The sequence below is a fragment of the Streptococcus sp. 2022WUSS083 genome (assembly GCF_044427155.1).
Classification (GTDB): domain Bacteria; phylum Bacillota; class Bacilli; order Lactobacillales; family Streptococcaceae; genus Streptococcus; species Streptococcus hashimotonensis.
The window spans coordinates 66226-87264 of sequence record NZ_JAOTGK010000002.1; the positions used below are offsets into that span (position 1 = coordinate 66226).

At 40.1% G+C, this 21039-nt stretch carries 21 protein-coding genes and 1 pseudogene; 18 read left to right on the forward strand and 4 right to left on the reverse strand.

Features of this window, described 5'->3' with window-relative positions; genetic code table 11:
- Window positions 1-126 precede the first annotated feature (126 nt).
- A complete protein-coding gene (locus ODU41_RS02265) occupies window positions 127-1524 on the forward strand; it encodes a polysaccharide deacetylase family protein (protein ID WP_172054633.1) in 1398 nt (465 codons plus the stop codon).
- Window positions 1525-1590: 66 nt separating this feature from the next.
- On the opposite strand, the gene ODU41_RS02270 is transcribed toward ODU41_RS02265, so the two are convergent.
- A complete protein-coding gene (locus tag ODU41_RS02270; protein ID WP_172054632.1) occupies window positions 1591-2673 on the reverse strand; it encodes a DEAD/DEAH box helicase in 1083 nt (360 codons plus the stop codon).
- The gene (locus ODU41_RS02275) at window positions 2663-3649 is read right to left on the reverse strand and encodes a Gfo/Idh/MocA family protein (protein WP_398578602.1); all 987 of its coding nucleotides are present in this window, start codon (window positions 3647-3649) and stop codon (window positions 2663-2665) included. Before ODU41_RS02275 ends, ODU41_RS02270 begins: the two co-directional genes overlap by 11 nt.
- 82 nt (window positions 3650-3731) lie before the next feature.
- Between ODU41_RS02275 and udk the strand changes: the two genes are divergently transcribed.
- The 6 genes from udk (at window position 3732) to ODU41_RS02305 (ending at window position 7873) form a co-directional block, all read left to right on the forward strand.
- Window positions 3732-4361, forward strand: coding sequence for a uridine kinase (gene udk, locus ODU41_RS02280; RefSeq protein WP_002936217.1), 630 nt, complete (start codon window positions 3732-3734; stop codon window positions 4359-4361).
- Between the two features lies 1 nt (window position 4362).
- A complete protein-coding gene (locus ODU41_RS02285; protein ID WP_014638430.1) occupies window positions 4363-4902 on the forward strand; it encodes a PadR family transcriptional regulator in 540 nt (179 codons plus the stop codon).
- A gap of 87 nt (window positions 4903-4989) precedes the next feature.
- Window positions 4990-5259: a DUF1294 domain-containing protein gene (locus ODU41_RS02290; protein WP_002940218.1), complete on the forward strand. Its 270-nt coding sequence runs from the start codon at window positions 4990-4992 to the stop codon at window positions 5257-5259.
- 64 nt (window positions 5260-5323) lie between these two features.
- Entirely contained in the window at window positions 5324-5821 is a 498-nt protein-coding gene (locus ODU41_RS02295; RefSeq protein WP_044758508.1) for a GAF domain-containing protein, read from the forward strand.
- A complete protein-coding gene (gene dnaX / locus ODU41_RS02300) occupies window positions 5821-7488 on the forward strand; it encodes a DNA polymerase III subunit gamma/tau (protein ID WP_074391544.1) in 1668 nt (555 codons plus the stop codon). Before ODU41_RS02295 ends, dnaX begins: the two co-directional genes overlap by 1 nt.
- A 196-nt stretch (window positions 7489-7684) precedes the next feature.
- On the forward strand, window positions 7685-7873 hold the full coding sequence (locus ODU41_RS02305; RefSeq protein WP_002936839.1) for a DUF3272 domain-containing protein: 189 nt from the start codon (window positions 7685-7687) through the stop codon (window positions 7871-7873).
- On the opposite strand, the gene birA is transcribed toward ODU41_RS02305, so the two are convergent.
- A complete protein-coding gene (birA, locus tag ODU41_RS02310; RefSeq protein WP_044693680.1) occupies window positions 7839-8795 on the reverse strand; it encodes a bifunctional biotin--[acetyl-CoA-carboxylase] ligase/biotin operon repressor BirA in 957 nt (318 codons plus the stop codon). The two genes, ODU41_RS02305 and birA, sit on opposite strands and share 35 nt — an antisense overlap.
- A gap of 64 nt (window positions 8796-8859) precedes the next feature.
- Here birA and ODU41_RS02315 point away from each other — a divergent pair, with 64 nt between their 5' ends.
- The 11 genes and pseudogenes from ODU41_RS02315 (at window position 8860) to ODU41_RS02365 (ending at window position 20546) form a co-directional block, all read left to right on the forward strand.
- Window positions 8860-9894 carry a M42 family metallopeptidase gene (locus ODU41_RS02315; protein ID WP_015647192.1) on the forward strand — a complete coding sequence of 345 codons (1035 nt, stop codon included), beginning with the start codon at window positions 8860-8862 and terminating at the stop codon, window positions 9892-9894.
- Window position 9895: 1 nt separating this feature from the next.
- Window positions 9896-10633: a hypothetical protein gene (locus ODU41_RS02320; RefSeq protein ID WP_257110168.1), complete on the forward strand. Its 738-nt coding sequence runs from the start codon at window positions 9896-9898 to the stop codon at window positions 10631-10633.
- A 142-nt stretch (window positions 10634-10775) separates the two neighbouring features.
- Window positions 10776-12641: a P-loop NTPase fold protein gene (locus ODU41_RS02325; RefSeq protein WP_172035385.1), complete on the forward strand. Its 1866-nt coding sequence runs from the start codon at window positions 10776-10778 to the stop codon at window positions 12639-12641.
- Window positions 12642-12882: 241 nt separating this feature from the next.
- Window positions 12883-13734: pseudogene (locus tag ODU41_RS02330) on the forward strand (DUF4238 domain-containing protein); the annotation flags it as partial.
- Window positions 13735-13790: 56 nt separating this feature from the next.
- Window positions 13791-14258, forward strand: coding sequence for a cytidine/deoxycytidylate deaminase family protein (locus ODU41_RS02335; protein WP_014638424.1), 468 nt, complete (start codon window positions 13791-13793; stop codon window positions 14256-14258).
- 550 nt (window positions 14259-14808) lie between these two features.
- Window positions 14809-15999, forward strand: coding sequence for a methionine adenosyltransferase (metK, locus tag ODU41_RS02340; RefSeq protein ID WP_172035384.1), 1191 nt, complete (start codon window positions 14809-14811; stop codon window positions 15997-15999).
- Between the two features lie 30 nt (window positions 16000-16029).
- A complete protein-coding gene (locus ODU41_RS02345; protein ID WP_398578603.1) occupies window positions 16030-16641 on the forward strand; it encodes an NAD(P)H-dependent oxidoreductase in 612 nt (203 codons plus the stop codon).
- Window positions 16642-16791: 150 nt separating this feature from the next.
- The gene (locus ODU41_RS02350) at window positions 16792-18051 is read left to right on the forward strand and encodes a UDP-N-acetylglucosamine 1-carboxyvinyltransferase (protein ID WP_012775282.1); all 1260 of its coding nucleotides are present in this window, start codon (window positions 16792-16794) and stop codon (window positions 18049-18051) included.
- A 94-nt stretch (window positions 18052-18145) separates the two neighbouring features.
- Entirely contained in the window at window positions 18146-18718 is a 573-nt protein-coding gene (locus tag ODU41_RS02355; RefSeq protein WP_398578604.1) for a GNAT family N-acetyltransferase, read from the forward strand.
- Complete coding sequence (locus ODU41_RS02360) at window positions 18715-19575, forward strand: methionyl aminopeptidase (protein ID WP_044768827.1); 861 nt, start codon at window positions 18715-18717, stop codon at window positions 19573-19575. The genes ODU41_RS02355 and ODU41_RS02360 overlap by 4 nt, the downstream gene beginning before the upstream one ends.
- A 47-nt stretch (window positions 19576-19622) precedes the next feature.
- A complete protein-coding gene (locus ODU41_RS02365; protein WP_024380072.1) occupies window positions 19623-20546 on the forward strand; it encodes a YihY/virulence factor BrkB family protein in 924 nt (307 codons plus the stop codon).
- A gap of 46 nt (window positions 20547-20592) precedes the next feature.
- Here ODU41_RS02365 and ODU41_RS02370 read toward each other — a convergent pair whose 3' ends face one another.
- Complete coding sequence (locus tag ODU41_RS02370) at window positions 20593-21030, reverse strand: GtrA family protein (RefSeq protein ID WP_398578605.1); 438 nt, start codon at window positions 21028-21030, stop codon at window positions 20593-20595.
- Window positions 21031-21039: the final 9 nt, after the last annotated feature.

Genomic DNA, 21039 nt, shown 5'->3' on the forward strand with positions numbered 1-21039 from the left:
CAACGGATAATTTTGATTTTCGAAGAGTATTACCTAATCTTTTTATGAGTTTTTATAGAACTGTCTTGACAAGAGCCTTTAAATGATTTAGCATAGTTTATATATGTTTTGAATGGGAGGTTGGAGATGAAAAAAGTTAGTTTTTGGTTGGGAATCAACATCGCCTTGCTCGGCATAATGGTAAGTTTGGCTGTATGGTTATTTGCAGGACTTCAAGAAAGACAGGTTAGTCAGTTTATCGAGGAAAAACAACAAGCCATCCTCGCTAAAGGCAAGGGAAAAATTCAAGAGGGAAATATTGATACGACCCATGTTGTGGCTGCCTTACCTACAGATGATGCAGGTCATGTCTTAGGACCTGTAGAAAGTCGAATGATTTCCTATGTTCAAAGACGCTTTGGTCATAAAAAACCAGCAGGAAAAATTCAAAAACTGGTCTTTGTTTCATCAATAGAGGGAAAAACAAATTTTAAAAATGTAACAGCTCGTGAAATTCAAGCGGAGCACTATAAAGTAGACAACTTGCAAATTAAAAAGCAGGATAAACTCCCGTCTGAGCGTGTGTTATTGACGCAGGACAATGAATTGTTTACCCTGGAAGATTTATTACCTAATTTATCCTCTGCAGCAAGTATTATTGTTGGTCATCTAAGAGAAGCCCTACTTGCTCAAGGAATGAAAGAGACTGATGTAGAAGCGATTGTCAAAAAATTTGAAACACTAGACTTAAATGCTATTTCCTTTAGTTATGGAGACAGCCAATTAACCTTACAATTACCAGATGGTTACGGCATCAACCAGTTGGTTCTACCAATTTCAGATTTGTACCCAGTAGTGAAGAGTGATTATCTAGTAGATGCTGATAAGGTTGGCTATGATGAGTATATGGCTGCACAAGTTGTGGATAAGAAACATTTGAGGCAGGTCGCTCTAACCTTTGATGATGGACCAAATTCGAACACAACACCGGTAGTTTTAGATTTACTGAAAAAATATAATGCCAAAGCAACTTTCTTTGTTGTTGGTAAGGCTGTAGCTGGGAATGAAGCTATTCTCCGTAGAATGGTAGCAGAAGGGCACGTCATTGCCAACCATACGTGGAATCATCCCAATCTAGTCACTATATCTGGGGAGCAAGTACAGAGAGAGATTCAAGATACACAGGCAGCTATTACTGAAGCTACAGGTATTGTACCAACAATGGTTCGCCCTCCTTATGGTTCGGTTAACCAGGCTGTTGTCAATCAGATGGGACTTCCATCGATTTATTGGTCGGTCGATTCTAAAGATTGGAAGAGTCGCAATCCCCAAGCCATTTTGAAAGAAATAAAAGAACAGACTTGTCCAGGAAGTATTATCCTAATGCATGATATTCATCAGTCAACAGTTGATAGCCTCGAGTCTGTATTGCAATATTTAACAGGTGAGGGCTACAATATGGTTACTGTAACAGACTTACTCGCCAGTCCTCTCAATCCTCAATTAATCTATTATTCACAAGAATTATCTGGTCCAGCCCAGTAAGAATGATAAAAGGCTTAGAATCATGTTAGTAGAAACACTGGTTCTAAGCCTTTTGTATATTGTTCATTATATTTTGTAGAGCTCTTGATTCTTGAGAATGACTTCTTGGACGGAGGCATACTTTTTCAATTGTTTTAGTTCGCTAGGACTAGATACTAGAGTGATGACAAGACCTTCCTTGCCCATGCGTCCAGTACGTCCAGAACGATGAGTGTAGGCTTCTTGGTCAAAAGGAACTTCAAAGTTGAAGACACATTCTAAGTTATCAATATCGATACCGCGTGCGACCATATCTGTAGCAAGTAGAAGATTGAGTTCGTGATTTTTGAAACGTTCGATGATGACCTTACGGAATTTTACGTTGACATCAGAAGCCAATGAAACTGCATTCACACCATTATAGAGTAGTTTATCTTCGCTTGCACCAAGGTCTGATAGGCTGTTGAAGAAAGCTAGAGCACGAAAATCAGGGATATTGGCAAACTTACGTAGAGTTTCCAAACGTTCACGCTTATCTATCATCATATAGCAATGCTGGATATTATCCAATTTCTGCTCAGATAAATCAATGCTTTCAATGTCTTCAGCAATTTTTTGATGGTCAAATTTAGCTGTTGCACTCATGTAGATTAACTGGTGGTCACGAGGTACATAGCTGATAATCTTTTCAACAAACTGATATTGAGAATCGGAGAATAGCTGATCAAACTCATCTAGGACGATGGTGTTGATATTCATCATCTTGATTTTTTTCAATTTAATCAACTCGAAAATACGACCAGGTGTTCCAATCAGGATTTCTGGTCCTTTTTTTAGTCGCTCAATCTGGCGTTTTTGACTGGAACCAGACAAGAATAGTTGGGCAGTCAACCCAATTGTCTCCGACCAAGTCTTACAAACCTCAAATATTTGACCAGCCAGCTCTGTATTTGGTGCGAGGATGAGCAATTGTTGGGCTTTTTTAGGAGTTAGGGCTAATAAGCTAGGCCAGAGGTAGGCAAGGGTTTTACCAGTACCAGTTGGGCTGATAGCTAGAAGGGACTTGCCGTTTGCAATAGGCTCGAAGGCCTGGACTTGGATAGGAGTAAAGTCCTCAAAGCCAAGTAGGGTAAGCTGGTCCGTCCAGCTGGAGGGAAATTTAGATTTCATTGTTATCCGCCTTAAAGATTATTCCTGCGTCTTGACGCATGGTGTAAAGTGTTTGATGGACGCTTTCTGCCACAGCCAACCACTGGTCCACAAGCTTGCGGTTTTGTTGCTTGATTGCCTGTGCAATTTCTAGCGCTTCTTCGAGCATAGGGTGCTGGGCCGCTTGGATTGGTAAAACAACTTGCTCTCCATCATGTTTTGTGAAAATAGCAGAGCTGATATACTGGCATGCGTTGAGTGTTAGTGTTCCATTCTTTGTATAGATTTCGCTCGCTAGATTGCTTGTAATATTTTTTCCTGCTTGAATGTGGACGATATAGTTGTCATAAATGAGTTGTCCCGAACCATTTAAGTCAATACTAGAAGGTAGCTGTTGTGCTACATAGCGGGCCGTTCTGGGAGTTCCCAAAATGCCGATAGCGGCGTAGAGCGTATAGACACCTAAATCCATGAGAGCACCACCGGAAAAATCAGTTGAAAAGATATTTGGCATTTGCCCAGCTAACAATTCAGGCATCTTAGAAGAATATTTGGCATACCCAAATGAACCACCTAAAATCGTTTTATCCGTCAAAAATTCACGGATAATGGTGTGAGCTTGTTCGTGATAGTTTCGAGCAGCCTCAAAGAGGAAAACATTATTTTCTTGGGCAACGCGACGCAATTGTCCTAATTCCTGAGGTGTAGAAACCATGGGTTTCTCAACAATAGCATGTTTACCAGCAGCTAGAACAGCTTTTGCCTGTTCAAAGTGAAGGGCATTTGGACTGGCGATATAGACAACATCAATGGGAGCAGAAAGAAATTTTACCCATTCTGTGTATAAATCGACTCCTTCATACTGCTCTGAAAAGGCAGCAGCAGTTTCTAGTTTACGGGAGAAAACAGCCTGTAGCTGATAATGTCCACTTAAATGGGCCGCCTCGATAAAACGATGAGAGATGTCTGAGGTGCCAACAATACCAAAATTAAGCATAAATTCTCATTTCTTTTGTGTTATCCTTTTCATTATACCATGTTTCATGGTAAAATAGTATTGAAAATAGAAGGAGATGATGATGACTCAGAAACCCATTATTATTGGCGTAACCGGCGGATCTGGGGGTGGCAAGACAAGTGTGTCACGTGCCATTCTGGATAATTTCCCAAATGCTCGTATATCTATGATTGAACACGATTCTTATTATAAGAATCAGTCCCACCTGACCTTTGAAGAACGGATACTAACCAATTATGACCATCCACTGGCTTTTGATACGGATTTGATGATTTATCATATCAGTGAGCTATTAGCAGGACGTTCAGTGGATATTCCGATTTATGATTACACTCAGCACACACGTTCAGAGAAGACCTATCGTCAGGAACCACAAGATGTATTTATTGTGGAAGGTATTTTAGTATTGGAAGACAAACGGTTGCGGGATTTAATGGATATTAAGATATTCGTCGATACTGATGACGATATTCGTATCATTCGCCGCATTAAGAGAGACATGGAAGAGCGTGGCCGTAGCTTAGATAGTATCATTGAGCAGTACACCTCGGTGGTGAAACCAATGTATCACCAGTTTATCGAGCCAACCAAGCGCTATGCAGATATCGTCATTCCTGAAGGCGTCAGCAACGTTGTAGCCATCGACTTGATTAACACCAAGGTGGAGAGTATATTAAGAGAGCGTGGTTAAGATGCCGAAGCAAAGAATATTACCTCATATCATATTAGGGATTATGGGTGCTAGCGGTCAAATGGTAACTGGCAAGCAGATTACCGACTATGTTCAACGTGATTTAGGCGAATTTTGGCAGGTTGCCCATAGCCAAGTCTATCCAGAATTAAAACGTATGACCAAGGAAGAATTGATTACTTGTCATGCAGTACCTGGAAATGAAAAGGAAAAGCAGTATGCGATGACGGCTACTGGTCGTCAGATTTTAGACGAATGGCTATCCATTCCAAATGAAGAAACGCCTCAGCAAAGAGACTTGTTTTCAATCAAGATGTTTTTTATCCGTGAAAAGGATGACCCACGGATTCCTGGTTTGTTGCAGAGTCAAATTGAACTAGTCACCAAGCACTTAAAACACCTAGAAAGTCGTAAAGTTGAGCTGTTCTCAACCAAGGAAAGTATCCAAGACAATTATGGACACTATTTGATTTTGACACGGGCTATTGAACGCAACCGTGCCCAGCTCAAATGGTTAGAGGATACACTGGCAGAAATGTAACGATTCGGATTTCCGAATCGTTTTTTCTTGTGTCCTGTTTTGGATTATGTTAGAGTAAGAAGAAATGTGACTTAATTGGAGGAATGTATGTCAATCAAACAGATGGTTAGTATGGCGCTAGTAGTTTGGAATTTAGTTGTCTTTATTACCTATGGTATGGATAAAGGGAAGGCAAGAAAGAACGCCTATCGGATTTCAGAAAAGACCTTATTACTCATGTCCTATTTTGGTGGCGGGCTGGGTGCCTGGGCAGGTGGAACCCATTTTCGGCATAAGACACAGAAAAAGTATTTTCAACTAGCCTGGGCTATAGGGGTATTGATTGATGCAGTGATTATGTACTGGATGTGGAAATAGGCGCAAGCCTTTTTCTTTATCGCTCGGACTATAAAAGTCGGCTTAACTATGCTATAATGTTCCTATGACAAAACAAGAAAAAATTTCAAATTATCAACTATTATTGGCTCAATTGGAAGCTCTTCTTGATGGTGAAACCAATGCTTTAGCCAATCTATCAAATGCTTCTGCTTTGCTCAATCAAGCTCTACCAAACTCTGTCTTTACAGGATTTTACTTATATGATGGTCAAGAATTGATTTTGGGGCCTTTTCAGGGTGGCGTTTCCTGTGTTCATATTGCACTTGGAAAGGGTGTCTGCGGTGAGGCTGCAGCTAAGCGCCAGACTATTCTCGTAGACGATGTTCGTCTACATGATAACTATATTTCCTGCGATGCGACAGCTCTTTCGGAAATCGTTGTGCCAATGGTGAAAAACGACCAGTTGCTGGGCGTTTTGGACTTGGATTCGAGATTGGTTGCTGATTATGATACGATTGACCAAGACTATCTAGAAAAGTTCGTTGCTCTCTTGGTTGAGAAGACGGACTGGAATTTTGCTATGTTTGGAGAAAAACGCTAATGTACCAAGCTTTATATAGGAAGTACCGAAGCCAGACCTTTGAGGAGATGGTGGGGCAGGAGGTGGTTGCGACCACACTCAAACAGGCCATTGAACAGGGGAAAATTAGCCATGCCTACCTCTTTTCAGGTCCTCGTGGTACGGGTAAGACATCGGCAGCTAAGATTTTTGCCAAGGCCATGAATTGTCCTAATCAGGTTGGAGGCGAGCCTTGTAACGATTGCTATATCTGTCAGGCTATTACGGAAGGTAGCTTGGAAGATGTGATTGAGATTGATGCTGCTTCCAACAATGGTGTGGATGAAATTCGTGATATTCGTGATAAGTCGACCTATGCACCTAGTCTTGCGACCTATAAGGTCTATATCATCGACGAGGTCCACATGCTGTCTACTGGTGCCTTCAACGCCCTCTTGAAGACCTTGGAAGAACCGACTGAAAATGTAGTCTTTATTCTAGCAACGACGGAATTGCATAAGATTCCTGCTACCATTCTGTCAAGGGTGCAACGATTTGAATTTAAGTCCATCAAGGTGACGGACATTCAGGAGCACTTGGCTGCAATTTTGACCAAGGAAGGGCTAATCTTTGACGAGCGGGCTCTGACGATCATTGCGCGTCGGGCAGAAGGGGGGATGCGGGATGCCCTATCTATTTTGGATCAGGCTCTCAGCCTTAGTCAGGACCAGCAAGTGACCTTGGAAATTGCTGAGGAAATTACGGGTTCTATCAGCTTGCGTGCCTTGGATGACTATGTGGCAAGTCTGCGTCAAGGGGATAGTGTCACAGCTCTCCAGCATCTACAAACCTTGTTTGACCAAGGAAAGAGTATGAGCCGTTTTGCGACAGATCTTTTGCACTATTTGAGAGATGTCCTTATCGTGCAGACGGGTGGTGAGGATACGCATTTAACAACAGGTTTTTCAGAAAATCTAGCTCTTGAGCAGGCACGGATTTTTACCATGATTGAGACGGTGACCAGGGGTTTGGCGGACATCAAGTCCAGTCCTCAACCGAAGATTTACGCTGAAATGATGACCATTCGTTTGGCTGAAGATAGTTCTCCTTCGGGGGCAATGGCAGAGCTGCCAGCTGATTTACTGGGGCAACTAGCCAGTCTGCAACAACAAGTTGCGGATTTACAGAAACAACTAGGTCAATTATCTAGTCAACCAAGTGCTGTTAAGCCAGTTTCACGCAAGCCGCAGGCTCCGAAGAAGTACCGATTGGATACCAGCAAGGTTCATGCTATTTTGCAGGAAGCTATGGAAAATCCAACCTTGGCGCGTGAAAATTTGACTCGCTTGCAGAATGCTTGGGGAGAAATTATTGAGAGTTTATCAGGAGCAGATCGTGCCTTGCTTGTTGGTTCTCAACCAGTCGCTGCAAATGAAAATCATGCGATTCTAGCCTTTGATTCTCCACTTAATGCTGAACAGACTATGAAGCGTGACAATCTCAATACCATGTTTGGAAATATTCTCAGCAAGGCCGCAGGTTTTTCGCCACAGATTTTAGCCATTGCTCAGGAAGATTGGGTCAGCATTCGTGCTGAATTTTCGGCTAAGGCAAAAGGGCAAAAAACGCAAGAAATCGAAAAAGAAGCCAGTCCAGTCCCAGAAGAATTTGGCTTTCTAGCGGACTCAGTAGAGATTTTGAATGATTAAAAAATATCAGTCCTAAGACTGATGAATAGTTTTGATAGATATTTTATACTATATTCAATCCTAAATATTTTTCATATCTCCTTAAGAAACACTGACTGATTAGTTGGTGTTTTCTTGTTTAGAAAAGAATCGAAACCTATCAAGAAAGCATATAAAAATTCAGCCAGTTGACTGAATTTTTGGTATAATCTATTTTATGAAACTTCCACAATTTCTTTTTTTAGCCATTACAACTATTTTAGCTGTTTATTTTATGAATGCATCGATTTTGACAGGAGATTTCTTGATTGCAGGTATCTACGCCTTTATCGCCTATCGGAATCTTCATTTTGCTTACAAGGTGACTAAATTTATTCGTTTGGTGGAGAAGCAGACCAAGAAGTAAGGCTGATTTCTCCGCTGGAGATAATTTTTGCTTTGCCGTTATCTAACTGGATAACCAGATTTCCTGTATCAGTAACAGCGATGGCAGTACCCTTAAATTCAACTTGATTTTCTACAAAGCTCACTTGTTGGCCAACGACAAGTGATTTTTCTTTGTAAAGGGCAATTAGTTCCTTCTCATCGGTTTCTAAGAAGGCTTTCCAGATGGCAGTAATGAGTTGGTTGCGGGTAAATGGTGGTTGTTCCTCGAAAAGATTTCCTGCTGATTGTTGTAATTCCTTAGGGAAATCGTCTATGCGGACATTGATGCCGACACCGATAATGACATCGGTTACCCGTTGGTTTTCCATAGAAGAGATAGCCTCAGTGAGGATGCCAGCGACCTTTTTGTGTCCGAGATAGATGTCATTGACCCACTTGATTTGGACGTCCAAGTCGCAAAGAGATTGAATGGCCTTCACAACAGCGGCAGCGGCCAGTATGGTGTAGGGCTTAAATTCTAGAAATGGAACATTGGGAGAGAGACGAAGCGACATATAAATGCCACCTGACTTGGAGGCATAAAAGGGTCTCCCAAATCGTCCCTTGGCTTTATTCTGATAGGGAGCTAGATATAAGGCAGGACTAGAATGACCTGCTTCAATACCTTGCTTGGCATCTAGCTGGGTGGAGTCGCTATCCATATTCAGATGGACAGGTAGTTGAAGCTCCTGAGAGATTAATTCGGGTAGGAGTAAATCGCCTTCGGCTAATCTATAGCCACGATTACGGGCAGCCTCAATAGTTAAACCATGCGTTTCTAACTGGCGAATGGCCTTCCAAATGGATGTCCGTGAAATGCCCAATTCCTGTGCCAAATCTTCTCCGCTGACATAATCCTCTCTCTCTTTTAAAAGGAGATATATTTTCTGATAGGTTTTCATACCTTCATTATAGCAAAAAATTCACCTAAAACGTGATATAATAGTTTCAAATAAGGAGGTTTTCATGAAGACACTTGATTACATTGTTACATTGACCAACACTCCGTCGCCAACTGGTTTTACGACGGATATTATGAATTATATCAAGGCAGAGGTTGAAAGTTTCGGCTATGCTGCTAGTAAGACCGCTAAAGGTGGTGTTTTGGTGACAGTTCCGGGGGAAAATGACCAGGAACACCGCATGGTGACTGCTCACCTGGACACTTTGGGTGCCATGGTTCGTGCAGTTAAGCCAGACGGCCGACTCAAAATGGATTTGGTGGGAGGATTTGGATACCCTTCTATTGAGGGAGAAAACTGCTTAATTCATTGCGCTAAAAATGGCAAGACTTTCACAGGTACTATTCTCATGCACCAGACCTCTGTCCATGTCTATCGGGATGCCAGTACCGCTGAGCGCAATCAGACCAACATGGAAATTCGTTTGGACGAAAAAGTGACCAATGCGGACGAGACGCGGGCCTTGGGTATTGAAGTCGGAGATTTTATCTCCTTTGATCCTCGTACCGTCGTGACAGAAACTGGCTTTATCAAGAGTCGTCACTTGGATGATAAGGTATCCGCAGCTATCTTGCTTCATCTATTGAGGGTCTATAAGGAAGAGGGGATTACTCTACCTTATACGACACATTTCTATTTTTCAAACAATGAAGAGATTGGCTACGGTGCCAACTCCAGCATTCCTGCTCAGGTGGTTGAATATTTGGCAGTCGATATGGGGGCAATGGGAGATGACCAGCAAACTGACGAATATACAGTTTCTATCTGTGTCAAAGACGGCTCAGGTCCCTACCATTATGAACTTCGTCAGCACTTGGTAGCCTTGGCTGAGAGGGATGGTATTCCTTACAAGCTGGATATTTATCCTTACTATGGTTCCGATGCTTCGGCAGCTATGCGAGCAGGTGCAGATGTTAAGCATGCACTGCTTGGTGCTGGAATCGAGTCCAGCCATTCCTATGAACGGACGCATTTGGATTCTGTAGTTGCGACTGAGCGGATGGTAGATGCCTATTTGAAATCAGCAATGGTAGATTAAGATGAATGAAACCCGTTTTTTAGAGTTATTCAATGACTTGGATAAGGTCTTGCGTAGGGTGTGCGGTGTTGCGGATGGGGAATATGCAGATGTAGGCTCTATGTTGACCAAGGCAAAGGAATTGACGCGACATAATCCCGTTGAGGCGAACTGGGATAAACTCTATGTGGCTCGTCAGTTGCGTAATCTCATGGTTCATGAGAAACGAACAGGTTTGAAGGAAGTAGCCCAACCTTCGCAGGAATTAATCACTGTTTTGGAAAAAGTGATAGCCCAGTACCAAGAACCGATTATCATTGCTGACTATTTGCAAAAGACCCAGAAAATTAAGCCGGTTATTTTTGAGGCCAAGGACAAATTGATAAAGGCTTTAGAAATTGTGGAGCAAGAGCATTTTTCTAAGTTTCCTATTTTTTCTGACAAGGTTTATCAAGGCCTGGTTTCTGACAAGGGATTGACAAATTGGTTGGCCAAGGCAAGCAAGGAAACGGGCTCTATACGTGAAAAATTGGTGGAGGCTAGTCTTGAAGACGTACTAGCTTGTGAGGAAGATAGTATTCAGGTGATTGTTCTACCAATAACAGCCCATCTTTATCAGGTAATTAATCATTTTGAGGGGCGTAAGCGCACAACCGTCCTAGTCAGTCGTCAGGCGAGCGGGAAGCTTCATTCGCCAGAGGATCTTGTTGGTATTGTCACAGCCCAGGACTTGGCAGAGATTTATGGGATGGTGGATTGAAGCAATAGTTCTTGTTAATCCATTATCAAGGTGTATTACTGTGTTGAAAAAGACTTGAATATGTTGTGAAACTCGTAAATAAAAGATATTTAGGAGTCCCAATTCTACATTGTCACAATATAAATATTTTTTAGGAAAAAATATGGAAAAACAAACTTTTATCACTTTAGAAGATATTGATACCTCTATTGCAGCAGAAAATTTTAATAGACTTTTGGATGAAAATAAAACATACTTTTTGAATGGTTCGTGGGGATCAGGAAAAACAACGTTTTTAGAATCAACAGAGTCGCAATCAAAAAAGAAGTTCGTTACTATTGATTTATGGAGAAATACTGACAAAAGAAGTCTTGTTGAAGTTGCTTATGCCGGTTTACACCCTGTTTTATACTGGGGAGCATTACTATTCAGTTTTCTTTTTGTAATCATCTCTATTTTAATGACCAATACAGTAAATCTAGGATTAAGTAAATTTCTACACCCCATATGGATACTCCCTGTTGGGTTTATTTCCCTAGTAGTTGCGGCGGTGCAATTAGTAGCGATAAAGACAGAAATAGTTTATTCTTGGTTATTGGCTAATTTGTGCTTAAAAAATAAAGTTCTAGTGATTGACGACTTTGACCGTTTAACGCCCTCACAACAGGAGGAAGCATATAGATTATTTTCCTTGTTAAGAGGGAGGTTGCCTATAGTCTTTGTTGGTGATATCGAGAATATTTATAGTGTAAAAGATAATTTTCTATCAAAAATTATTGATAGGAGGGTAGAGTTGCCATTTGTGCTTCAATCTGAACAGATTTGGGATGATTATTTTATAAAGTTAGAACAAAGATTTGCCACTGAAATTTCTGATAGTTTCAAAAAAAGAGTAAAGGTAGAAAAGAGAAGTCTAAGGGATAGAGAGCATTTCAATGACTATGTTAACCAAGAATTTTTTTCCAGAGGAAAACTTGGGCATGTTCAGGTAGAGGAACAATTATTAATCATTTATTCCTATCTTTTCTATATTGAATACTATAGGAAGTTACTCAATAATGAAACGATTATTGAAAATAAAAGCAATTCGTCAGATTTTAGTGAGATATTTACTAAAGGAGAGGAAATTCCCAACCTTCTGTCTCGCCTACAACGTGATAACACAAACAAATATCCAGTAAGTTTTAAGATGAATAGAGAGGGATATTTTCTTTATGAATCGCCTTCAAATAGGAAAAAGGCAGAACTAGATAGGATATTAAATGGATCAGAAGAACAATTGTCTAGGGAATTAGCTTACTCAAATAGTGGTACAGATTTTTATCAGTATCTTTCATCTGAATACAAGTATCTAAGAGTTGATATAAAAGAGAAGTTACTATCATTAGTTATTCAACTTTCACTTAAGTACACCTCTAGTCGAATAATGGATTATATTATTCAAGAATATTTTAATGATAAGATTCCAAGATATGCTCGAAATAAACCATATAGCAAAGAGATTACTACCAGTATTATTGATTTTTGGAATACTTTATTGGATGATAAGAAATTAGATTTTTCAGAAAAACTATATTTTTTGAAAAAACATTATATTTTTTCATTCAAGGAGCTAGGAGAAATATTTGATAATCTATCCATTGATAAGGACTCGATCAAAATACTAAAACGTAGGGATTTCTATTTGCTAACTTACTTATCCAGCAAAAATATCTGGAATAATTTTTCCGAATGGGAAGACAATGTTTGGTATGTTATTGATGAAATGAGTGATCACGAGTTTATTTCTTTCTGGATATTACAAGGGATTATATTTAATGGCATGGATTACTATGCTTTTGATTATAGGCCAGCTGATAAAAACTATACTCTTTGGGTTAAAAAGTATAGTGTTGATAAATCAAATAGAATTGAAGATTATGAAGACTCTGTTATTAAAAAGATTCAATCACGGATTGATTTGCTAGAAATCAAGGGGTATCGGTTTGAAAAGAGAATAGATGAAAGATACAAACGTGACTATGATTAATATATGATTTGTTATGAAGACGGTCTCACATTTTTTCTAAAATAATAGGCTGAAATATTCATTCTCTGAACAGAATCTTTTGATTTATCCACTGGTAAAAAATGGAATTTAGTTGGAATGGGCTAATCAAGTAAAAAACAGAATTTCATTATAAAACTTTTTAAGGAAGATTAAGTGGATGGAAAAGCATAGAGTTAGACAACACATAGTTCCTCAAGCATATTAAAAAAAATTTGCACAAAAGAATGTCAACAATAGCGGAGCAAATATATCTGTCTATCAAAAAGAAAATAATAGACAGTTTAATTGTGCGGTCAAAAATGTTGCTTTCGAAAAAAATTACTATGACGTAACCAATAAAGAAAATACAAAATATTGGGAAGAGCATTTTGCAACACACATTGAGCCCTTATACGGCGATGAGCTAACAAATATAATTTCTAGCATTATGCTTTCTAATTCGAACGAGAACGTGATAAATCTAAGTCAGAAGTTTTCTTTAGCAATGATGATTGTATTTCAAATAATCAGAGTACCAAAATTTTTGAAAGGAAGATTTCAAAACGGAGAAGTGATTTTTGATGAAACAATTAGGGAGTTGATACAACTAATGCCTATGGAGTTTATTTCTAAAAATATAGAGGTATTAGAGGATTTAAAAAGAGAGCGTAAGAATTTAATAAAAGATATTACGATAGAGTTGATTGCTCAGTATGATATGTTGGATAGATTAGCAAAATATATTGAGAATAGAACATGGTTATTTTACGTCAATAATTCCGAAGTTCCATTTGTGACTAGCGATAATCCTGCGCTAATGTATAATTTTACTACCAATTCAATTAATCGAGAAGATGTTGGGATTGGAAGGAGGGATACAATTATTTATTATCCTTTGACAAGTAGGGTTTTGCTTGTGCTATTGCCTCAGAATGACAATTGTAAACATTTCGACAATTTCATAATGGGAATTGGAAATGAAAAATTAAAGTTTATTAAATCATTGAATACCTTACAGTTACTTGGTTCACATAGTCAAGTGTTTATGCATCCAAGGTATTCATTCAATGAATCAACTTTTTATCATTTTTAAAAGCACAAATAGTTGGTGGTGAGCAGTGATTTATAAAAATATATAAAGGAGAAATCATGTCAACAAATCGTTTAGCTTGGGATGAGTATTTTGCGGCTCAGGCGCTTTTGATTGCCAATCGGGCGACCTGTAAGAGAGCAAAGGTCGGTGCGGTTTTGGTTAAGGACAATAAGGTTATCGCAACAGGCTACAATGGTTCTGTTTCAGGAACCGAACATTGTTTGGATCAGGAATGCCTTATGATTGATGGTCATTGCGCTAGAACCTTGCATGCGGAAGTCAATGCCATTTTACAAGGAGCGGAGCGAGGAATTCCAAAAGGTTTTACTGCCTATGTGACCCATTTCCCATGTCTCAACTGCTCCAAGCAATTGTTACAGGTTGGTTGTAAGCGGGTTGTTTATATCAATGAATACCGCATGGATGACTATGCTCAGTACTTGTATAAAGAAAAGGGCTGTGAGTTGGTTCATTTGCCTCTAGAGGTGGTTAAACAGGCAATTGCAGATGCCGAATTTATCTAATGATTCTGTAGAAGAGTGGGAGTGGGAAAGAACTCAACCATTCATAGAAGAGTTCGTTTTCCCACCCCCGCACAGTTGATTAGGTTAGATTTGGAGTGTAAAACACGAACAAATCTGCCAATCAACCACTGCGCTGAGATGTTGACACTAACTTTGAGAAGAGGTGCTGGGCTTTTTACCCAGCCTCCTCTTTATTTTTAAGAAAATGCTAGGATAGTCGGTCAATCTATGCTATACTAGAAACGTTATTAAGTCCCGAAAAGGTAGTTTATAGACTAGTTAATATTTGCAGAAACACTTGAAACGCAATTAAAGAAGCTGGTAACATTGAATAGTAAGCGTAAAAACTTTACTACACTTCAGTCACCACTTTCTTCAAATAAGGCTGATTTCATACAGTCTGGTATTGTCTTTCTCGTTGGGTACCTGGAAATTTCCCTTTGCTCAAGACAGGTGTCTTTCGCAAAGAACTAGTCTTCGACTAGTTCTTTGTAACCTTAGTAACCCGCTAGGTTTCTAGCATATATTCTATTTTAAGGGGGACATTTTTATGTCAGAACGTAAGTTGTTTACGTCTGAATCTGTTTCGGAGGGTCATCCGGATAAGATTGCAGACCAGATTTCAGATGCCATTTTGGACGCTATTTTAGCAGAGGATCCAGATGCGCACGTAGCGGCGGAGACGGCTGTTTATACAGGTAGTGTTCATGTGTTTGGAGAGATTTCAACCACTGCCTATGTGGATATTAACCGTGTGGTACGGGATACGATTGCGGAGATTGGCTATACAAAAGGTGAGTATGGTTTTTCAGCTGAGTCGGTTGGGGTTCATCCGTCACTTGTAGAGCAATCGCCAGATATTGCTCAAGGTGTCAATGAAGCCTTGGAAACTCGTCAAGATGCTAGTCAAGATCCATTGGATTTGATTGGTGCAGGTGACCAGGGGCTCATGTTTGGTTTTGCAGTAGATGAAACGCCTGAACTTATGCCCTTGCCAATTTCACTTAGTCACAAGTTGGTGCGTCGTTTGGCCGAGTTGAGAAAATCTGGTGAAATTGCTTATCTCCGTCCAGATGCTAAGTCACAGGTAACAGTTGAATACGATGAAGACAACCAACCTGTTCGTGTGGATACAGTCGTTATTTCGACCCAGCATGATCCAGAAGTTAGCCAAGAGCAAATTCGTCAGGATGTCATTGAACGTGTAATCAAGGAAATCATTCCAGCTCATTATCTGGATGACCAAACCAACTACTTTATCAACCCAACTGGTCGCTTTGTCATTGGCGGACCACAAGGTGACTCTGGTTTGACAGGCCGTAAGATTATCGTTGATACCTATGGTGGTTATTCTCGTCATGGTGGCGGTGCCTTCTCTGGTAAGGATGCGACCAAAGTGGACCGTTCTGCATCTTATGCGGCACGCTACATCGCAAAAAATATCGTAGCAGCTAGTTTGGCTAAAAAGGCTGAAGTTCAATTAGCCTATGCTATCGGTGTTGCTCACCCAGTTTCAGTTCGCATTGATACCTTCGGTACGAGTACAGTAGCAGAAAGTAAATTGGAAGCAGCTGTTCGTCAGATTTTCGATTTGCGCCCAGCTGGTATTATTCAAATGTTAGATCTCAAACGTCCGATTTATAAACAAACTGCAGCCTATGGACACATGGGACGTACCGATATTGATCTCCCATGGGAGAAATTGGACAAGGTGGAAGCCTTGAAAACTGCTGTTTTGTAATGAAATAGTTGTCCACTTAGTGAGAAGTTTATGAAAGCGTTAATTGTCTTTGCACACCCTAGAAAAGAAAGCTTTACACATGCTTTGGTTGATAGAGTGGCGGAAGCTCTGCTGGAAAATGGAGCAGAAGTTGTCATCCGAGATTTATACGAAATAGGATTCGATCCCGTGTTACGTGGAGAAGATACCATTCATATTGAAGATGGTAAATTTGTACGTCAGGCAACTGTTTTTCCAGTAGATGTTCAAGTTGAAATGGATTTGATTGCGGAAAGCGACTTACTAGTCTACATATTTCCGAGTTGGTGGAATGGAATGCCTGCTATTATGAAAGGGTACGTAGACCGTGTATTTCAACATGGCTTTGCTTACAGTTTTGAATCTGATGAACCGCGTAAATTATTTTCCACTAAGAAAGCTATTTTCTTTACGCCAACAGGGCAGCCACAAAATGCAGATGGAAGTCTGACACCGATTGATCAAGCGATGAAAACCCTGACCTCAGAATGGCTCTTCAATAGCAACGGTGCTCAAGTCATTGACCATATCTTCTATGGGCGAGTACCTTATTTAACGAGAGAAGAGCTGGAGTTGTATCTCGTGGATGCAAGGGAGCAAATTCAGAGAATTTTTCATAAATGATGAAGAGAGATTCACTAATCGTATATAAATATGAAGGACTGAGCTCATTAGCTCGGTCCTTTTGCATGCTATATAACTAGCTTTTTCCAAGACTTTATGATAGAATGAAACGTATGCCTTTTTAGGCAAATTAAGAAAGTGAATGTTAGTATGAGAAAAATTGTAATTAATGGTGGAAAAACACTGAAAGGGTCGGTTACCGTTAGTGGTGCAAAAAACTCAGTTGTTGCTCTTATTCCGGCCATTATTCTTGCAGACGGGATTGTTACTCTGGACGGAGTACCTGCAATCTCGGATGTAGATAGCTTAGTTGATATTATGGAAACAATGGGCGCGACGGTCAAGCGTGATGGTGAAACCTTGGAGATTGACCCTCGTGGTGTAAAAGACATGCCTATGCCGTTTGGCAAAATTAATAGCTTGCGTGCATCCTACTATTTTTACGGTTCCCTCCTTGGTCGCTTTGGTCAAGCTGTTGTTGGCTTGCCAGGTGGTTGTGATTTGGGACCGCGTCCGATTGATTTGCACTTGAAAGCATTCGCGGCAATGGGAGCTGAGACAACCTATGAAGGTGACTATATGCGCTTGGCAACTAATGGTCAGCGTATTCAAGGGGCACATATCTTCATGGATGTTGTCAGCGTCGGTGCGACAATTAATACTATCTTAGCAGCTGTCAAAGCAGAAGGCCGTACAGTTATTGAAAATGCGGCGCGTGAACCTGAAATTATTGATGTGGCAACTTTGCTTAATAATATGGGGGCACGTATCCGTGGTGCGGGTACAGATATTATCACCATTGAAGGCGTAGACAGTCTAAAAGGAACACGCCATCAAGTGATTCCAGACCGTATTGAAGCAGGGACTTATATTGCCCTTGCTGCTGCTGTTGGTGAAGGTATTCGCATTGATAATGTCCTTTATGAACACTTAGAGAGTTATATCGCTAAGTTGGAAGAAATGGGGGTTCGCATGACCATTTCTGAAGATAGTATTTTTGTTGAAAAGCAAGAGAAATTGAAGGCGGTAAGTGTGAAAACTTCACCTTATCCAGGTTTTGCGACAGACTTGCAGCAACCCATTACACCTTTACTGCTTAAGGCAGAAGGTACTGGTACGATTGTTGATACGATTTATGAAAAACGTGTTGGTCATGTGCAGGAGCTTGCAAATCTTGGAGCAAAAATCTCTACTCGTAACAACCATATTGCCTTTGAAGGTCCAAATCAACTGACTGGTACATCTGTTAAAGCTACTGATTTGCGTGCGGGAGCCGCAATGGTTATCGCTGGTTTAATGGCTCAAGGGCGTACAGAAATTACAAATATTGAGTTTATTCTACGTGGTTACTCAAATATTATTGATAAACTGACAGAATTGGGTGCAGATATTCAATTGATTGAGGATTAGAGAGTCTAATTGAGAACTACTTTCTCAAAACGTAAACGATTTAAAAACAAAACAATCTGGGGCTGGGAGTAATTCTCAGCCCCTTGGGTACACTATGACACTTTGGACAAGACTAGCGAAGTTTGCTTACTTTGAAACGGACCGTTTGTATTTACGACCATTTTCTTTTGAAGATGGAGAAAGTTTCTATGAAATTGTATCAAATCCCGAAAATCTTCCTTTTATCTTTCCAGCTTTAGAGGACAGAAATATTGCTTTTTCGACAATGGTTGAAAAATTTATGCGTTCACCATTGGGAAACTGGGCCTTAGTTGATAAGTATTCGGAGAGGATGATTGGTGCGCTTTGCTTTGAAAAGGTAGATGAACGTCAACTTTCTGCGGAGCTCAGCTATTTCCTAAAAAAAGACTACTGGAGAAGAGGCTTAATGACGGAAGCAGTGAGGACTTTAGTTTATCTAGCTTTTTATGAAATTGGTCTTAAAGAAATAACTATCATCACCCATGAGGAAAATGTGGCCAGTCAGATGGTGGCGAAAAAAGCTGGTTTGGTACAGGTTGTGCAGTATCGCGGAAGTGACCGCTATAGTCATAAAACAAGAAATTATCTAAAATTTAGCTTGAAGAGGGCTGAATTTAGTTTAGAAATGTATGAGGAGAATGAATGATTACCATTAAATCACAACGAGAAATTGATGCAATGAGCCGTGCTGGAGATGTTCTGGCTGGTATTCATATTGGTTTGCGAGAGATTATCAAGCCAGGTGTGGACATGTGGGAAGTAGAGGAATATGTCCGTAAAACGTGTAAGGAAAAGAATGTTTTGCCACTCCAAATTGGTGTTGATGGAGAATTGATGGATTATCCTTATGCGACTTGTTGTGGATTGAATGACGAGGTCGCTCATGCCTTTCCACGTCATTACAAGCTTAAAGAAGGTGATTTACTGAAGGTCGATATGGTTTTGAGCGAGCCTTTGGATAAAGCGGTAGTTGATGTTTCTAAGCTCAACTTTAATGATGTCAAGGCTATGAAGAAAATCACCCAGACCTATCGTGGTGGTTGTGCGGATTCCTGCTGGGCTTATGCGGTTGGTCAGGTCTCTGAGGAGGTTCAAAACTTGATGGATGTGACTAAGGAATGTTTGTATCGCGGTATCGAGCAAGCCGTTGTTGGTAATCGTATCGGTGATATTGGTGCAGCCATTCAAGAATATGCAGAAGGTCTTGGCTACGGTGTTGTTCGTGATTTGGTGGGTCACGGCGTTGGACCAACTTTCCACGAAGAGCCGATGGTTCCTCATTATGGAACTAAAGGTCGTGGACTCCGTTTACGTGAGGGCATGGTTTTGACTATCGAGCCAATGATAAACACAGGGACTTGGGAAATCGATACGGATATGAAGACTGGCTGGGCTCACAAAACACTTGATGGTGGCTTGTCTTGTCAATACGAACACCAATTTGTCATCACCAAAGATGGACCGGTTATTTTGACCAGTCAAGGTGAAGAAGGGACCTATTAATTCTCGGTGTGGTCGTGAATAATAGATGAATGAGGAAGGAGGAGAGAATGAAGAAAACCAAAATAGTTGAAGGTTTGAAAACATTCTGCTCAACCTTCTTTTCTTTTTATCGTTCTGCTGATAGCGATGTAACAAGCGTTGCAGTAGCTTACTATTTGTTAATTTCTATTTTCCCTATTCTTCTAACTCTCGCGAATTTACTGCCATATTATCCATTTGATGTGGATATGATTTTATCGGTTGTAGCTGAATTTGTGCCAGACAAGCTCTATCCTTCGGTTTCATCTTTTATCACTTCTGTATTAACAAAGCCGTCGTCATCGTGGTTAGGGATTTCAATTCTGACAACTCTTTGGACCCTGTCACGTAGTATGACTATTTTGCAGAAGGCCTTTAATAAGGCTTATGGCATCAATGAACACCGTGATTTTATTATTGGGCACTTGATTGGCATATTTTTAGGAATTGGTCTGCAGGTAATTATCCTCTTAAGTATTACGCTTTTGACTTTCGGGCAGGCAGTTTTTTCTTATATTAATAAGCTGGTTCCTATTGAAGACGCCTGGCTGAAGGGACTTCTTAGTCAAACACAGTTAGTAGGTTTAATGGCTCTGTTTGCCGCCTTGGTTATGCTTTATTTCTTTTTGCCAAATGTTCGAATAAAAAAAGTTCGATATGTTTTTCCAGGAACGTTGTTTGTTCTATTGACGATGACTTCTATTGGAAAGTTATTTTCGATTTATGTTGATAATTATGCTAATAAGTTGCTGGATTTTAGAATAGTAACAGCTGTCGTCTTTCTTGTTTTTATGCTTTGGTTCATTTTTATGGCTCAGGTACTCATCATTGGTGCAATGATTAATGCTACGGTTCAAAGTATGCAGGTAGAAGAGTTTCATGCTAGAGATGGGGATATTGTTTCTATCTTGAATAGGCTAAAGGCAAGATTTACAGCGATAGATAAAGAATGAAGCAGGAAAATCAATCTATATATAAAAATGAGGTTCCGTTGGAGCCTCATTTCGTATTTTTAAAGATAAAGAGTTTGCTCAAGAAATAGTTGACTACAATGACCAAGACTTGAGAGAAGAGAGTGGAAATGGCGTTGATAAGTGTCAAATCATGGTTGACAAACTGTCCAATCAATTGTGGGTAAGCTTGTACTAATAAATAGGCTAGAGCCATATCCATGACCAAGGTCGCGATGCGGGCAGATACAAACTTGACCAATCGCTGAGGCCAACCCTCTCTGGCTTGTTTGAAAACGAAACGGTCGTTGGTCCAAAAGGCAAAGAGAATAGCTACTGCATTGGCTAAAAGAGTAACCAATAGAATGGAAGGAATGACTAAAAATAGCCCCATTCGAGTGACCATATAGACAAGGGTTGCTACCACACCTGCAATCAAATAGAGAATAACTTCGTTATTGATGAGTTGATAAAATAGTTTTTTCATAGGACTAGT

Excerpts from the sequence above, each read along its gene's own strand:
- ODU41_RS02265 (WP_172054633.1), top strand. The coding sequence starts at position 127 with ATGAAAAAAGTTAGTTTTTGGTTGGGAATCAACATCGCCTTGCTCGGC.
- ODU41_RS02270 (WP_172054632.1), bottom strand. The coding sequence starts at position 2,673 with ATGAAATCTAAATTTCCCTCCAGCTGGACGGACCAGCTTACCCTACTT.
- ODU41_RS02275 (WP_398578602.1), bottom strand. The coding sequence starts at position 3,649 with ATGCTTAATTTTGGTATTGTTGGCACCTCAGACATCTCTCATCGTTTT.
- udk (WP_002936217.1), top strand. The coding sequence starts at position 3,732 with ATGACTCAGAAACCCATTATTATTGGCGTAACCGGCGGATCTGGGGGT.
- ODU41_RS02285 (WP_014638430.1), top strand. The coding sequence starts at position 4,363 with ATGCCGAAGCAAAGAATATTACCTCATATCATATTAGGGATTATGGGT.
- ODU41_RS02290 (WP_002940218.1), top strand. The coding sequence starts at position 4,990 with ATGTCAATCAAACAGATGGTTAGTATGGCGCTAGTAGTTTGGAATTTA.
- ODU41_RS02295 (WP_044758508.1), top strand. The coding sequence starts at position 5,324 with ATGACAAAACAAGAAAAAATTTCAAATTATCAACTATTATTGGCTCAA.
- dnaX (WP_074391544.1), top strand. The coding sequence starts at position 5,821 with ATGTACCAAGCTTTATATAGGAAGTACCGAAGCCAGACCTTTGAGGAG.
- ODU41_RS02305 (WP_002936839.1), top strand. The coding sequence starts at position 7,685 with ATGAAACTTCCACAATTTCTTTTTTTAGCCATTACAACTATTTTAGCT.
- birA (WP_044693680.1), bottom strand. The coding sequence starts at position 8,795 with ATGAAAACCTATCAGAAAATATATCTCCTTTTAAAAGAGAGAGAGGAT.
- ODU41_RS02315 (WP_015647192.1), top strand. The coding sequence starts at position 8,860 with ATGAAGACACTTGATTACATTGTTACATTGACCAACACTCCGTCGCCA.
- ODU41_RS02320 (WP_257110168.1), top strand. The coding sequence starts at position 9,896 with ATGAATGAAACCCGTTTTTTAGAGTTATTCAATGACTTGGATAAGGTC.
- ODU41_RS02325 (WP_172035385.1), top strand. The coding sequence starts at position 10,776 with ATGGAAAAACAAACTTTTATCACTTTAGAAGATATTGATACCTCTATT.
- ODU41_RS02335 (WP_014638424.1), top strand. The coding sequence starts at position 13,791 with ATGTCAACAAATCGTTTAGCTTGGGATGAGTATTTTGCGGCTCAGGCG.
- metK (WP_172035384.1), top strand. The coding sequence starts at position 14,809 with ATGTCAGAACGTAAGTTGTTTACGTCTGAATCTGTTTCGGAGGGTCAT.
- ODU41_RS02345 (WP_398578603.1), top strand. The coding sequence starts at position 16,030 with ATGAAAGCGTTAATTGTCTTTGCACACCCTAGAAAAGAAAGCTTTACA.
- ODU41_RS02350 (WP_012775282.1), top strand. The coding sequence starts at position 16,792 with ATGAGAAAAATTGTAATTAATGGTGGAAAAACACTGAAAGGGTCGGTT.
- ODU41_RS02355 (WP_398578604.1), top strand. The coding sequence starts at position 18,146 with ATGACACTTTGGACAAGACTAGCGAAGTTTGCTTACTTTGAAACGGAC.
- ODU41_RS02360 (WP_044768827.1), top strand. The coding sequence starts at position 18,715 with ATGATTACCATTAAATCACAACGAGAAATTGATGCAATGAGCCGTGCT.
- ODU41_RS02365 (WP_024380072.1), top strand. The coding sequence starts at position 19,623 with ATGAAGAAAACCAAAATAGTTGAAGGTTTGAAAACATTCTGCTCAACC.
- ODU41_RS02370 (WP_398578605.1), bottom strand. The coding sequence starts at position 21,030 with ATGAAAAAACTATTTTATCAACTCATCAATAACGAAGTTATTCTCTAT.